The organism is Labedaea rhizosphaerae (assembly GCF_004362825.1).
GTDB classification, from domain to species: domain Bacteria; phylum Actinomycetota; class Actinomycetes; order Mycobacteriales; family Pseudonocardiaceae; genus Labedaea; species Labedaea rhizosphaerae.
Genome location: NZ_SNXZ01000002.1, coordinates 963,783 through 977,202 on the forward strand (window position 1 = coordinate 963,783; position 13,420 = coordinate 977,202).

The 13,420-nt window shown below is 70.2% G+C and carries 11 protein-coding genes; 8 read left to right on the forward strand and 3 right to left on the reverse strand.

Going from position 1 to position 13,420, the window contains the following annotated elements:
• Positions 1 to 19: 19 nt before the first annotated feature.
• A complete protein-coding gene (gene ligD, locus EV186_RS13670) occupies positions 20 to 2,008 on the forward strand; it encodes a DNA ligase D (protein WP_133849594.1) in 1,989 nt (662 codons plus the stop codon).
• Here the strand turns inward: ligD and EV186_RS13675 are convergent.
• Together EV186_RS13675 and EV186_RS13680 are read right to left on the reverse strand one after the other, a co-directional pair.
• A complete protein-coding gene (locus EV186_RS13675) occupies positions 2,005 to 2,526 on the reverse strand; it encodes a DUF1360 domain-containing protein (protein ID WP_133849595.1) in 522 nt (173 codons plus the stop codon). The genes ligD and EV186_RS13675 overlap by 4 nt on opposite strands.
• Before the next feature lie 29 nt (positions 2,527 to 2,555).
• Positions 2,556 to 2,999 carry a MarR family winged helix-turn-helix transcriptional regulator gene (locus EV186_RS13680; protein WP_133849596.1) on the reverse strand — a complete coding sequence of 148 codons (444 nt, stop codon included), beginning with the start codon at positions 2,997 to 2,999 and terminating at the stop codon, positions 2,556 to 2,558.
• Between the two features lie 98 nt (positions 3,000 to 3,097).
• Here EV186_RS13680 and EV186_RS13685 point away from each other — a divergent pair, with 98 nt between their 5' ends.
• From EV186_RS13685 to EV186_RS13715, 7 genes are all read left to right on the forward strand, one after another.
• Positions 3,098 to 4,183 carry an LLM class flavin-dependent oxidoreductase gene (locus EV186_RS13685; protein WP_133849597.1) on the forward strand — a complete coding sequence of 362 codons (1,086 nt, stop codon included), beginning with the start codon at positions 3,098 to 3,100 and terminating at the stop codon, positions 4,181 to 4,183.
• Complete coding sequence (locus tag EV186_RS13690) at positions 4,180 to 4,770, forward strand: FMN reductase (protein WP_133849598.1); 591 nt, start codon at positions 4,180 to 4,182, stop codon at positions 4,768 to 4,770. The genes EV186_RS13685 and EV186_RS13690 overlap by 4 nt, the downstream gene beginning before the upstream one ends.
• 84 nt (positions 4,771 to 4,854) lie before the next feature.
• Positions 4,855 to 5,166: a type VII secretion target gene (locus EV186_RS13695; protein WP_133849599.1), complete on the forward strand. Its 312-nt coding sequence runs from the start codon at positions 4,855 to 4,857 to the stop codon at positions 5,164 to 5,166.
• Positions 5,163 to 9,590, forward strand: a complete 4,428-nt coding sequence (locus EV186_RS13700; protein ID WP_133849600.1) for a DUF6531 domain-containing protein — start codon at positions 5,163 to 5,165, stop codon at positions 9,588 to 9,590. Before EV186_RS13695 ends, EV186_RS13700 begins: the two co-directional genes overlap by 4 nt.
• A 25-nt stretch (positions 9,591 to 9,615) precedes the next feature.
• The gene (locus tag EV186_RS13705) at positions 9,616 to 10,056 is read left to right on the forward strand and encodes a hypothetical protein (RefSeq protein WP_133849601.1); all 441 of its coding nucleotides are present in this window, start codon (positions 9,616 to 9,618) and stop codon (positions 10,054 to 10,056) included.
• Between the two features lie 191 nt (positions 10,057 to 10,247).
• On the forward strand, positions 10,248 to 10,637 hold the full coding sequence (locus EV186_RS13710; RefSeq protein WP_133849602.1) for a hypothetical protein: 390 nt from the start codon (positions 10,248 to 10,250) through the stop codon (positions 10,635 to 10,637).
• Between the two features lie 40 nt (positions 10,638 to 10,677).
• Positions 10,678 to 11,118 carry a hypothetical protein gene (locus EV186_RS13715; RefSeq protein WP_133849603.1) on the forward strand — a complete coding sequence of 147 codons (441 nt, stop codon included), beginning with the start codon at positions 10,678 to 10,680 and terminating at the stop codon, positions 11,116 to 11,118.
• A gap of 89 nt (positions 11,119 to 11,207) precedes the next feature.
• Here the strand turns inward: EV186_RS13715 and EV186_RS13720 are convergent, their stop codons facing one another.
• On the reverse strand, positions 11,208 to 13,385 hold the full coding sequence (locus EV186_RS13720; protein ID WP_133849604.1) for a fibronectin type III domain-containing protein: 2,178 nt from the start codon (positions 13,383 to 13,385) through the stop codon (positions 11,208 to 11,210).
• Positions 13,386 to 13,420 lie beyond the last annotated feature (35 nt).

Below are 13,420 nucleotides of genomic sequence, written 5' to 3' on the forward strand. Positions count from 1 at the left end.
ACGAACCGGGGAGGCGAGGATGGCGGACAACGGCGGCATGCCGGCGTGGATCAAGCCCATGCTCGCGTCCCCGGACGGCGGCACGCTGCCGGTCGGGCCCCGCTACGTCTACGAGTACAAGTACGACGGGTACCGCGCCCACCTCGGCATCTCCGCCACCGGCGTGGCCCAGTTGATCAGCCGCAACGGCAACGACCTGACCCCCGAGTTCAACGTCCTGGCCAAGGGCGCCGGGAAGGTGCTCGCCCCGCTGCTGGACGGCACGCCCGCGGTGTTCGACGGCGAGATCGTGGTGCGTGACGAACGTGGCCGCCCGAGCTTCTCGCTGCTGCAGCACCGCCGGGGCGGCTACCCCGGCCGCAAGCTCAAGGCGCACCCGGACGCGGTCGCCGGCACCCTCGAGTTCCTCCTGTTCGACCTGCTGCGCCTCGGCGACCGGAGCCTGCTGGACGAGCCGTACACGACCCGCCGCGACCTGCTGGAGCGGTTCGACGTCGCCGCGCCGGTGTCCCTGGTCCCCGCGTTCACCCACGACGACCTGGTCGCCGCCGGACGCACGCCGCACGACCTGCTCGCCGAAGTGGCCGAGCTGGGCTACGAAGGCCTGGTCGCCAAGCAACGCGACAGCACCTACCGCCCCGGCACGCGCACGAAGGCGTGGCTCAAGCACCCCCTGATCAGCACGCAGGAGGTGATCATCTGCGGCTGGCGCCCCGGCCAGAGCGACAGCTCGGTGCGCTTCGGCGGGCTGCTGCTCGGCGCGCACGACCCGGACACCGGTGAGCTGACCTACCTCGGCGACGTCGGCACCGGGTTCACCGAACGGGTCCGCCGCGACATCTTCGCCAAGCTCAAGCCGCTCGCCCGCAAGAAGCCCCCGTTCCCCGCGAAGCTCGACGCCGACGACCTGCGCAACGCCCACTGGGTGCAGCCTGAGCTGGTCGGTGAGGTGGTGTACCGCCAGTACACCCGCACCGAACGACGGCTGCGCCACACCAGCTGGCGCGGCCTGCGACCGGACCGCGACCCCGAGGAGATCACGGTGCCCCGTCTGGACGACGCACCCCCGCCGCCCGCGCCGGAACCGCCGCAGAGCAAGGTCACCGTCCAGGTCGGCGACCGCCGCCTTCGTCTGTCCAATTTGGAGAAGGTGCTCTACCCGGCCGACGGGTTCACCAAGGGCGAGGTGATCAACTACTACAGCCGGATCGCGCCGATCCTGCTCCCCCACATCGCCGACCGCCCGGTGACGTTCATCCGCTACCCCGACGGCGTGGACGCGGAGCCGTTCTTCGAGAAGAACGCGCCGTCGCACGCGCCCGACTGGTTGCGCACGGTCCGGCTGCCCAGCAGCGGCGCCCGCTCCGGCCGCGGCCCCGGCTCGGTGACGTACCCGTTGCTCGACGACCTGCCCGGGCTGGTCTGGTCGGCGAACCTGGCCGCACTGGAACTGCACGTTCCACAGTGGACGGTGACGGCGGAGCCGGAGCGCAATCCACCGGACCGCTTGGTGTTCGACCTCGATCCGGGTCCGGGCACCACCGTGGTCGACTGCGCCCGGGTCGCGTCACGGTTGCGCGACGCGCTGGCCGAGGACGGCCTGACCGCGTACGCCAAGACGTCGGGTTCCAAGGGCATGCAGCTCTACTGCCGGATCGCCACCGACGATCCCGGCGCGCCGTCGGGCTACGCCAAGGCGCTGGCCGAGCGGCTGGCCAAGGAGACGCCCGACCAGGTGACCGCGGTGATGGCGAAGGTCCAGCGCAAGGACCGGGTGTTCATCGACTGGAGTCAGAACAACCCGCACAAGACGACGATCGCGGCCTATTCACTGCGTGGGCGCACCTACCCGACCGTGTCCACGCCCGTGACGTGGGAGGAGGTCGAGGAGGCCGAAGCGGTCGAGGACCTGACCTTCACCGCCGAGGACGTGCTCGACCGCGTCGACGAGCACGGCGACCTGCTCGAGGACCTGCTCGACAAGGACGCTCCCCCGCTGCCCGGCTAGCCCTCGACGCTCTGCTTTGCCTTGTCGTAGGCCAGGTGCAGCGCGTCGGCGGCGGCGAACGCGGTGAGCACGAGGGTGGCCAGCCGGGTCAGCCGTGGCACGAAGACCATGCCCGCGCCGAGCGCGCCACCCACCCACACGTTCGTGCAGAACGGGCAGACCAGCAGCTCTCCCACCGCGTGTTGCACGCCGGTGCCCCGCACCGACTCGTTGACCTCGCCATCCCCGGCGGGACCCTCGAACTTGGTGAAGGGCGCGCGCAGCGGGCTGGTCACCGCATCCTTGGTCAGCAGCCGGCTCGCCTTGAACGTCGCCACGCCCAGCATCGCCGCGTCGCCGACGGTCCAGCGGTCCGGCAGCCGCGCCCCGGTCGCCTTGCCGAGCGCGACCAGCCCGGTCGCGACGCCGCCGTAGGCGCCCATCACCGCGAGGTAGCCGCCCAGCGGCCGCTCCTCGCTGCCCGCATACGCCTGCTGGACCTGGTGCGCGGCCTTCTTCACTCGCTCGGCGATGCCCATGCCGACCGTTTACCCAGCGACGCGACCGGTCATGCCAGGTGGTCGCGCAGCTTGCCGAAAATCCTGGTCACGTCGGCGAGGTCGCGGTCGTCGAGCAGGTCGACGAACAGCGCCCGCACCACCGCCGCGTGCTTGGGCGCGGCCCCCAGCAACGCCTCCAGCCCGGTCGCGGTCAGCACCGCGCGGGAACCACGCGCGTCGTCGGGGGCGGGCTCGCGCACGACCAGGCCGCGCTTGCTCATCGAGTCGACCTGGTAGGTGACCCGGCTGCGGGAGAACACGAGACGGTCGGCGAGCTCACGCATGCGCAGGCGGCGCTGCGGCGCCTCGGAGAGCAGCACCAGCACGTGGTAGTCGATCAGGCTGAGCCCGCAGGTGGCACGCAGGTCCTCGTCGAGCCGGGTCTCCAGGCGCAGGCTCGAGTCGATGTAGGCGCGCCACGCGGTCTGCTCGGCCCTGGACAGCTCGGCCATCGCGCTCCTCTCGTACAGATTCAGCCTACGGGAATAACATCGGCAGCGACGCCGTTGACGGGCGTGTGGTTCAGATTTGAACTACCGAAGGAGCGGAAATGCAGTTCGGCATCTTCACCGTCGGCGACCTCACCGAGGACCCCACCACGGGCACCACGGTGAGCGAGTTCGAGCGGATCAAGAGCATGGTCGCGATCGCGCGCAAGGCCGAAGAGGTCGGGCTCGACGTGTTCGCCACCGGCGAGCACCACAACCCGCCGTTCGTGCCGTCCTCGCCCACCACCCTGCTCGGCTACATCGCCGCGCAGACCTCGACCCTGCAGCTGTCGACGTCGACAACGCTGATCACCACGAACGACCCGGTGAAGATCGCCGAGGACTTCGCGATGCTGCAGCACCTGGCCGACGGCCGCGTCGACGTGATGCTCGGGCGCGGCAACACCGGCCCGGTCTACCCGTGGTTCGGCAAGGACATCCGCGAGGGCATCCCGCTGGCCGTGGAGAACTACGCGTTGCTGCGCAAGCTGTGGGACGAGGACGTGGTGAACTGGGCGGGCAAGTTCCGCACGCCGCTGGAGGGCTTCACCTCGACCCCGCGCCCGCTCGACGGCGTGGCCCCCTTCGTGTGGCACGGCTCGATCCGCAGCCCGGAGATCGCCGAACAGGCCGCGTACTACGGTGACGGCTTCTTCGCCAACCACATCTTCTGGCCCGCCTCGCACACGAAGCGGATGGTGGCGCTCTACCGCAGGCGCTACGAGAACTACGGCCACGGCACCGCGGAGCAGGCGATCGTCGGCCTGGGCGGTCAGGTCTTCATGCGCAAGAACTCCCAGGACGCGGTTCGTGAGTTCCGCCCGTACTTCGACAACGCGCCGGTGTACGGCCACGGACCGTCCCTTGAGGACTTCACCGAGCAGACGCCGTTGACGGTGGGCAGCCCGCAACAGGTGATCGACCGCACGCTCTCCTTCCGGGAGTACGTCGGCGACTACCAGCGCCAGCTGTTCCTGGTCGACCACGCGGGCCTGCCGCTCAAGACCGTGCTGGAGCAGTTGGACCTGCTCGGTGAGGAAGTGGTTCCGGTGCTGCGCAAGGAGTTCGCGTCCCTGCGTGCCCCGGGCGTCCCGGACGCCCCGACGCACGCCAGCCTGGTGACAGCAAAGGAAATGGTGGCCTCATGAACAAGATCGCTGTGGTGTCGGCGGGCCTGTCCAGCCCGTCGGCCACCCGCGTGCTGGCCGACCAGCTCGCCGAGGCGACCCGGCTCGCCCTGCCGGGCACCGAGGTCGAGGTGATCGAGCTGCGCCCACTGGCCCACGCGCTGGTGGACCACCTGCTCACCGGCTTCCCGTCCGAGCCGCTGCGCCACGCCATCGAGGCGGTGACCGCGGCGGACGGCCTGATCGCCGTCACGCCCGTCTTCACCGCCTCGTACAGCGCGCTGTTCAAGGCGTTCTTCGACGTCCTGGACCACGAAGCGCTCGCGGGCATGCCCGTGCTGATCGCCGCGACCGGCGGCACCGAACGGCACTCGCTCGCGCTCGAACACGCGCTGCGCCCGCTGTTCGGCTACCTGCGCGCCCACGTCGTGCCGACCGCCGTCTACGCGGCCACGTCGGACTTCGGAGAGCACGCGGGCGCCCTCGCCGAGCGGATCAACCGCGCCGCGGGCGAGTTCGCCGCGCTGGTCACCGGCCTCGGCCCGCGCAAGCCCCCGGCCGACGACTTCGAGGAGCCGACACCCTTTGACCGGCTGTTGTCCGATTAGCCCATTCCGGGGACGGACCGGATGACGTTCGGCTAGCGTTGCCCGCGCCGGGGGACAAGCGCTGGGCGAACACGAGGTGCAGGGGTGTCAGGCTTCCACGTCGAACCCGAGGAGTTGAAGGGCTACAGCGGTCAGCTCGACCGTGCGGTCAACCACTTCTCGGCGATCAAGCAACACGCGTCGACCAAGGGCGCGGACACGAGCGGGTTCACCGGCCTGCTGGCCCTTCTCGTGCCGATCGTCGACGGTGTGGTCGGCCTCTACACCGACGCCCTGCAGTCCGGTCACGACAAGCTCGCCAAGGTCAAGACCAACCTTGACGCCGCGGTCACCGAGTACGAGAAGCACGACACCAACGCCAAGAAGACCATGGACAACATCAAGGCGGGGTCGTGACCGGATATCAGGACACCCAAGACCCCGTCGCGCTGCTCAACCGCGAGCCCGACACCTCCGGCGGCCCGACCGTCGAGCAGGCCGTGCAGGACGCGGGCATCGAGGTCCAGGCCGTCGACTGGGTGTGGCGCAAGGTCGTCGGCGAGAGCCTCGTCAAGACGATCGTCGAGCCGATCACCGGTGACTTCGAGAAGATCGCCAAGCAGGCCGGCGAGTGGGAGAACGTCTGCGACGCCCTGCAGGCCGTGCGCAACAACCTCAACTCCGGTCTGCAGGAGCTCGACCAGGCGTGGACCGGCGACGCCGCGCAGGCGTTCAAGGGCCTGATCGGCAACCAGTGGACGCTCGCGATCGAGGCCGACGCGCAGGCCGCGAAGCTGATCGGGATCGCGCTCAACAAGGTCGCCGACGGCTCGAACAAGGCCTGCGGCAAGATCCTCGACCTGATCAAGAAGCTGGTCGACAAGCTCATCGAAGCCGCGGCCATGCTGCCGATCCCGGTGGTGGGCTGGGCCCGCGCGGTCAAGCTCGTCTACGACGGCATCGAGCTCTACAACGCCATCATGTCGTTGATCAACGGCATCAAGTCGATCATCGAGGGCGCGCAGCAGGTCATCCAGGGCATCAAGCAGGTCGGCTCCGCGCTGTCCAAGCTCAAGGACGTCCGCAACCTCAACGACCTGGTCAACGTGGCCAACGAGACCGGCGAGGGCGTCGCCACGGCCAAGGGCGGCGTGGACAACATCAAGGACGGCTTCGGCGACGTCAAGGACGGCGCCACCTCGGCCGCGTCGGCGGCGAGCAACGCCCACACCCACGCGCACGAGCCCACGAACCCGCACGGCAACACCGACAAGGGCAGCAACAACAACGGCGACGGCACGGTGCCGGCGAGCACCACGACCAAGCCGGGCGACCCGAACTCGACGCCCAAGAACGACCCGAACGCCTCCCCGAACCGCCCGGCCGATCCGAACGCGACCCGGACGCCGGACGACTGGCGGCCCTGCGAGAACGACCCGGTGGACGTGGCCACCGGCGACGTCGTGCTCACCCAGCTGGACGCCGAACTGCTCGGCGTGCTCCCCCTCGTGCTGCGGCGCACGCACGTGTCGAGCTACCGCGCGGGCCGCTCGTTCGGCCGCAGCTGGGCCAGCACGCTCGACCAGCGCCTCGAGGTCGACCGCGAAGGCGCTGTGTTCGTCGCCGAGGACGGCATGCTGCTGGTCTACCCGACGCAGGGCGTCGGCGAGACGGTCCTGCCCCAGGCCGGCCCGCGCTGGCCGCTGACCAGGTCCGCGACCGGCTACGAGCTCACCCAGCACGAGACCGGCCGGACCCTGCACTTCCCCGAGCGGCCCACGATCGACCGGCCGCTCACCGCGGTCGTCGACCGCAACGGCAACCGGATCGACTTCGACCGCGCGCCGGGCGACGTGGTCACCGCGGTGCGCCACTCCGGCGGCTACCGCGTGGACGTCCTCAGCGACGCGGGCCGGGTGACCGAGCTGCGGCTGAACAACCCGGCGGGCCGCGACGTCACGCTCGTCAAGTTCGGGCACGACGACGCAGGCAACCTCGCCACCGTCACCAACTCCTCCGACCGCCCGCTGGTGTTCACCTACGACAGCGACGGCCGCATCACCCAGTGGACCGACCGCAACGGCCGCTGGTACCGCTACCTCTACGACCAGAACGGTCGCTGCATCGCCAACGAGGGCTCCGACGGCTTCCTCAACGGCACCTTCGTGCACGACCCGGTGCGGCGCACGACGCGGTTCACCAACGCGCTGGGCAACACGACCATCTACCTGATGGACGAACGGCACAACGTCGTGGCGGTGACCGACCCGCTGGGCAACACCACCACTTCCGTCTGGGACGAGCACAACCAGCTCGTCAGCCGCACGGATCCGTTGGGCCGCACCACCCGCCGCGACTTCGACGCCGATGGCCGCCTGGTCCGGGTCGTGCGCCCGGACGGCACGGAGTCCAGGGCCCAGTACAACGCGTTCGGCCAGCCGACGACCGTGGTCGACGCCGACGGCAGCACGTGGCGCCAGGAGTACGACGAGTGCGGGAACCTGGTGGCCCGCACCGATCCTGCCGGTTTCGTGCGCCGCTACGAGTACACCAAGGCCGGGCACCTCGTGCGCGCGGTCAACGAGGCGGGCGCGGTGCGCACCGTGCGCACCGACGCGGCCGGCCTGCCGGTGGAGATCACCGACCCGCTGGGCGCGCAGCTGCGCCACGTGCGCGACCCGTTCGGCCGGATCGCCGAGACCATCGATCCCCTGGGCGGGCGCACGCGCTACCAGTGGAGCATCGAAGGCCGGATGATCGCGCGGACCGCCCCCAACGGCGGCACCGAGCAGTGGCGCTTCGACGGCGAAGGCGCCCAGCTGGAGTTCCAGGACGCGAGCGGCGCGGTCAGCCGGACGATCACCACGCACTTCGACCTGCCACGGCTGCAGACCCTGCCCGACGGGTCGACGCTGGCGTTCAGCTACGACACCAACCTCAACCTGACGCGCGTGACCAACGGCGCGGGCCAGAGCTGGGTCTACGAGTACGACGCCGCGGATCGTCTGGTGCGCGAGACGGACTTCGCGGGCCGGCCGGTCTCCTACGAGTACGACGCGGCCGGTCAGCTGGTCGCCCGGGTCAACGGCGCGGGCGAGCGCTGGGAGTACGCCCGCGACGCGATGGGCAAGGTGACCCGCAAGCAGAGCGGCGACCTGGTGTCGGAGTTCGAGTTCGACGCCATGGGCCGGCTCGTGCGCGCGGTCAACGCCGACGCCGAGGTGACCATGACCCGCGACCCGCTCGGCCGGGTCGTGGCCGAGGCGGTCAACGGGCGGGTCAGCACGTACGGCTACGACCCGGCGGGCAACCGGGTGCTGCGGCGCCTGCCCAGCGGCAGCGAGACGACCTGGCAGTACGACGCCAACCGCCGTCCGGTGGCGATGAGCACCGCCGGGCGCACCATGACCTTCGCCTACGACGGCTCGGGGCACGAGGTGCGCCGCCAGGTCGACGCCGTCACCTTCGACCAGTCGTGGGACCCGACGTTCGGGCTCACCGGTCAGACGATCACCTCGGCGGCGGGGACGGTGCGCCAGCGCCGCTTCCGCTACCGGTTCAACAGCCAGCTGACCGCCATCGAGGACCAGCTCGACGGCGACCGCACCCTGACCCTGGACGATCAGGGCCGCGTGACCGCGGTCGACGGGCCGAGCTGGCAGGAGCGCTATCGCTACGACGCCACCGGCAACCTGGCCGAGGCGTCCTGGCCGGGCGGCGACGACACGGCGGGCGACCGCGAGTACGTCGACAACCGGCTCGTGCGTGCGGGATCGACCCGCTTCCAGCACGACCGCAACGGCCGGGTCGTGCTGCGCCAGGCCAAGCGCCTGTCGCACAAGCCCGCGACGTGGCGCTACACGTGGAACGCCGAAGACCGGCTGACCGGGGTCGTGACACCCGACGGCACCCGGTGGCGTTACCGCTACGACGCGCTGGGCCGCCGCATCGCCAAGCAGCGCCTCACCGAGCACGGCGAGGTGGCCGCGGAGACCACGTTCTGCTGGGACGGCGACGTGCTCGCCGAACAGACCGAGTCGGGCGGGACGACCACCTGCTGGACCTACCACCGTGGCAGCTACAAGCCGCTCACCCAGGTGGTGCGCCGGCAGGACCAGGTGGACGAGCAGTTCTTCGCGATCGTCACCGACCTGGTCGGCACGCCGACCGAGTTGCTCGACACCGACGGCAACGTCGCGTGGCACCAGCGCCGTTCGGTGTGGGGGCACGTGGTCGGCACGTCGGGTGCCGACGGCGTCGAGATGCCGTTGCGGTTCCCCGGCCAGTACCACGACCCGGAAACCGGCTGGCACTACAACTTCCACCGCTACTACGACCCCGAGTCGGCCCGCTACGTCAGCACCGACCCGTTGGGGCTCACGCCGTCGGCCAACCCGAACGCGTACGTGAACAACCCGTTCGAGTGGCTGGACCCGTTGGGCCTGGCGCCGTGCAACACCTACCACGCCACGCGTGATGACGCGCTGAACGCGGCGTACGACCGGGCGGGCATCCCGCGCGGCACCGAACCCGACCAGGTGTGGGAGGTCGGCGACGACCACAACCGCCACGGCGACCCGAACTACCGCTACTCCGAGGACCGCGGCTCGCACGGCGTGTACCGCCAGTTCGAGACCGACAACGGTTCGCGGGTCATCGCCGAGCACACCAACGACCCGAACGCGCCCGGACCGCACTTCCACGCCGGTGAGCCGAAGGGCGACCCGTCGCGCAACTTCGTGGACTTCGGCTGGAGCGACGCGCACAACCGGGACGTCGAGCGGTACGGGCAGATGGGCGGCAAGCACCACATCTTCTACGGTGTGACCCCGCCGTCCTGATGACCGGCCGAGAGGAGAACCGCGGATGACGACGCCGATCGACGTGCCCGCGACGCTGACCGGGCTCGGGTTCACCGTGCTCGGCTCGTCCGCCGACGTCCACGGTGTCACGCCGTGGCAGGCGTTCAAGTCGGTCATCAACCTGGCCGTGGAACCGGACGAGCGGGTGGACTCGGATGCGCCTGACGAGCTCGGGCGCACCGAGCAGGCATGGCGCACCCGGGCCCGCGCGGCCGGGGTGCTGGACGAGAACGACGCATGCCACCTGCTGATCTCGGGGCCGGGGACGAGCAGCATGCCGTGGTACCACGTGCGTCTGCCCGCCGAACCGTTCCTGGAGCGGCTGCAGGAGCGCACTGGCAAGATCGACTTCGTGGCGATCGCCGCGGGCGGCTCCCCGGTGGTCGGCCTGACCGAAGAAGAAGACGAAAACTGGATCGTCGTGACCCACCCGACTCCCGGCTAACGCCAGCCGCCCGAACAAGGCGTGTCCCACACTCACGCGGGGTGTGTCCCACACTCAAGCAGGGTGTGTCCCACACTCACGCGGGGTGTGTTCCACAGTCGAATGTGGGACACAGGCGACGCGAGTGTGGGACACACCCGTGTCGGATGTGGGACACGCCCGGCCAGGCCAGACATCGACGAAGGACTGACATGACCGACCCGTTGCAGCACCCCGAGATCCGCGCCGCGATGGAGCGGTTGACGGCCGCGGAGGCGAGCCTGGACGAGGCCATCGCCAAGGCGGAACAGGTGGAGCAGCGCACCAACCGCCCCGGCCTGTCCGGCCGCGACATCGAACGGATCGAGGAGTACGCGAAGAGCGCGGACGCCCCGAAGGCCATGAAGGACCTCCAGAAGAAGGTCGACGACGGCGAGCTGACCTGGCGCGACATCACCAGCCCGCGCCACTTCAACGATCCGGAGGTCCGCGCCGCCTTCCAAGGCAGCGCAACGGAAATGGGCCGCGCCTACGCCATGATCCAGGAAGGCCTGAGCGTCGACGACATCATCGACTCGGGCAACGACCACCAAGACGACTGAGCCACCGGGTCAGGGCCGCTCGCAACCCGGAAGGACAGCAGTGGTCAGCACCGTCGGCGAGCTCGCCGACTACCTCGTCGCCCGTGGCATCGCCACCCCCCAGACCCTCGTCGGGTGCACGCCCGACGAGGTGGCGGAGGTGCGCGTGGCCCAGCGGGTCGACGCCCTGCCCGAGCAGTACGAGCAGTTCCTGCTGCGGATGGGCCGCAAGACCGGCGACCTGATGCGGGGCACCGACCTGCGGTACCCAAAGGTGGTGGAGCTCGCCGACGAGATGCACGAGCTCGTCGAGGAGCTCGGCTGGGGTTCCTTCATCGTCCCCGGCTCGACCATGGTGGCCATGCACGGCGGCTACCAGCTGTACTGGGTCGAACCGGGCGGGGCGGCGCACCTGGCCGAGGAGATGAAGGAGAACCCGGTTCGCAGCTGGCCGTCCCTTGTGGACTGCTTGGTCTTCGAAGCCGACATGCAACGGAAATGAGCCGCGCCTACACCGTGTCCAGGAAGGCCTGAGCGGTCGACGACATCATCGACTCCGGGAACGACCACCGAGACGACTGAGCCACCGGGTCAGGACGCCGTCCACGTCATGTGGTTGGACTCGATGGTGTTGCCGTCGTAGCGAGCGGTCACCCAGACCTCGTCGCCGACCCCGTAGTACTGGAACGTGTCGAAGGTGACGCTGCCCGACGAGTCCGTGGTCTCGTGGTCGTCCCCGGCGTCGTAGCCGTCGTTGCTGGAGTGCGGCGTGATCGCGTACCGGGTGTTCGGCGCGAACCCGGTCATCACCACGTGCATCTGCGCGCACGTCGGCTCGTCCGGGTGGTCGGGGCAGTTCTTCGGGCCCCGCGTGATCGTGATGTTCGTGGCACTGCCGTGATCACCCGGCCACGTGTACGAGCCCGCCGCGCCGGTGACCGTCTTGCCACCGGAACTGGTCATCGCGCGCACGGTGAACGTGACCGCCTGCCCGTTGTGCGGCAGGTCGGTGTACAGCATGGAAGTGCCCGTCGACGTCCGCTGCGCCATGCCGGTCGCGTCGATCGTGTAGTGCACGAGGGTGCCACCGCCGAGGGCGGGCTGCTTCCAGCTCACCAGCGCGGTGCCTTCCTCACCGTCGTACAGGGCGCTCACCTGGGGTGCCGACGCCGCGCCGACCGGCGTCACCGAGGCCGACGCCGCCGCGCCCCGACCCGCGTCGTTCTGCGCGGTGACGCTGAACGTGTAGCGAACGCCGTTGCGCAGCCCCGACACGGTCACCGATCGGGAGCCGCCATCGACGTCACGCGACCCGCCGCCCACCGACGACCTCCACGTCACGTGGTACCCGGTCACCGCGGCCCCGTTGGCCGATGCCCCGGACCACCGGACGGTCGCCGACGCCGAACCGGCGGTCGCGCTGACCCCACCGGGAGCGCCCGGCGGACTCGCCGACACCACTGGCGGCTCGTGGGACGGCGGCGGCTCGTGCCGCTCGGTGGCCGGCGGGGCGTGCTGCTCGTGCGTCGGCGGCGGCTCCTGGCTCCGAACGTCGCGATCGGGAGGATCCGGTGTCTCCACAGGGACATCCGGCTTCTCGGGGACACCCAGCTTCTTCCCGGGGTCCTGAGTGGACGGACGATCGGGCGCGTGGTCCAGCGGCACGTCGTCGACCGCACCGTCGTCCCCGACGACCATCACGTGCGTGCCCTTGTCACCCTCCACGTACACCCGGTTGTCGTCGCCCTTGGTCAGCCGCGGCTTGCCGGCCTCCTTCGGCATGACCTCGTGGTCGCGTTCCTTGCCCTGGCCGTCGTAGGTGAGCACGGTGTTGGTCGACCGATCGACCACCGCGACGATCGACCCGCCCGCGGTCGGTCCGTCGAACTCGCCCTTCTCGGGCAGGTGCACGACGACCGGCGCGGCCGACGGCGCGTTCGGATCGACCAGGCGCAACGTGTGCGTGTCCGGGTCCAGCAACGCCAGCCGCCCGGAGACATCGGTGTCCGCGGCCTTGAGGTGCGGGCCGGTTGGTCCGCCGAGGCCGATCGCGGGCCCGAAACCGTTCTCCCCCAGCGAGTACAGCGTTCCTTGGGTGGTGTCGACGTAGTTCGGCTTCCCGGACAGCAAGGACAAGGCACCCTGATGTCCGGCCGGCGCTTGGGCCGGGCAAGTCGAGACCGTCGAAGCGCCCGGCAGCAGCTCGCACACGCGGCCGTTGTCCTTGCGCAGCAACCACATCGTGCCGTCGGCGGTGAGCACGGGGTCGGTCAGCGGACCACCGACCGGGATCGCCACGGGCTGGTCGCCGAGCCGGGTCACCTTCCCGGAGTGCCGGTAGACCAGGTAAGGCCCGCCCTCGCCCTCGATCGCCAGCGGCACCTCGCCGGCCGGCGCCGCGATCGTGCCATCGACATTCAGGTCGGACTTGCCGAACACCGTGACCTTGCCGGAGTCGACCACGTACCCGGACGACTCGCCCTGCACCACCTGCGAATCGGCGGCCGCGTTCACCGGCACGCTCGCGTCGATCGAACCCGTCGCACCGTCCACGTGCACGGCCGCCCGCAGGATCGTGCTGTAGACCCAGTGACCGGGTGAGACGAACCCCAGCGCCGGCAGGGGCACGGCCGCACCGGTGATCGCGGCGGCCAACGCGGCCACGGCGCCGATCACGACGAGCGCCGTCGGCACCCGGCGCAGCCGGCGTCGGTGTACCGCGGTGCTCGCCACCAGCTTCCCGCACTTCGGCGGCGTGGGCGTAGGCACTTGAACACACTAAGCGACCGAATACAGCAGCGATA

Coding starts and splice junctions, on each gene's coding strand:
- EV186_RS13680 (WP_133849596.1), bottom strand. CDS start 2,999: ATGGCCGAGCTGTCCAGGGCCGAGCAGACCGCGTGGCGCGCCTACATC.
- EV186_RS13690 (WP_133849598.1), top strand. CDS start 4,180: ATGAACAAGATCGCTGTGGTGTCGGCGGGCCTGTCCAGCCCGTCGGCC.
- EV186_RS13675 (WP_133849595.1), bottom strand. CDS start 2,526: ATGGGCATCGCCGAGCGAGTGAAGAAGGCCGCGCACCAGGTCCAGCAG.
- ligD (WP_133849594.1), top strand. CDS start 20: ATGGCGGACAACGGCGGCATGCCGGCGTGGATCAAGCCCATGCTCGCG.
- EV186_RS13705 (WP_133849601.1), top strand. CDS start 9,616: ATGACGACGCCGATCGACGTGCCCGCGACGCTGACCGGGCTCGGGTTC.
- EV186_RS13710 (WP_133849602.1), top strand. CDS start 10,248: ATGACCGACCCGTTGCAGCACCCCGAGATCCGCGCCGCGATGGAGCGG.
- EV186_RS13685 (WP_133849597.1), top strand. CDS start 3,098: ATGCAGTTCGGCATCTTCACCGTCGGCGACCTCACCGAGGACCCCACC.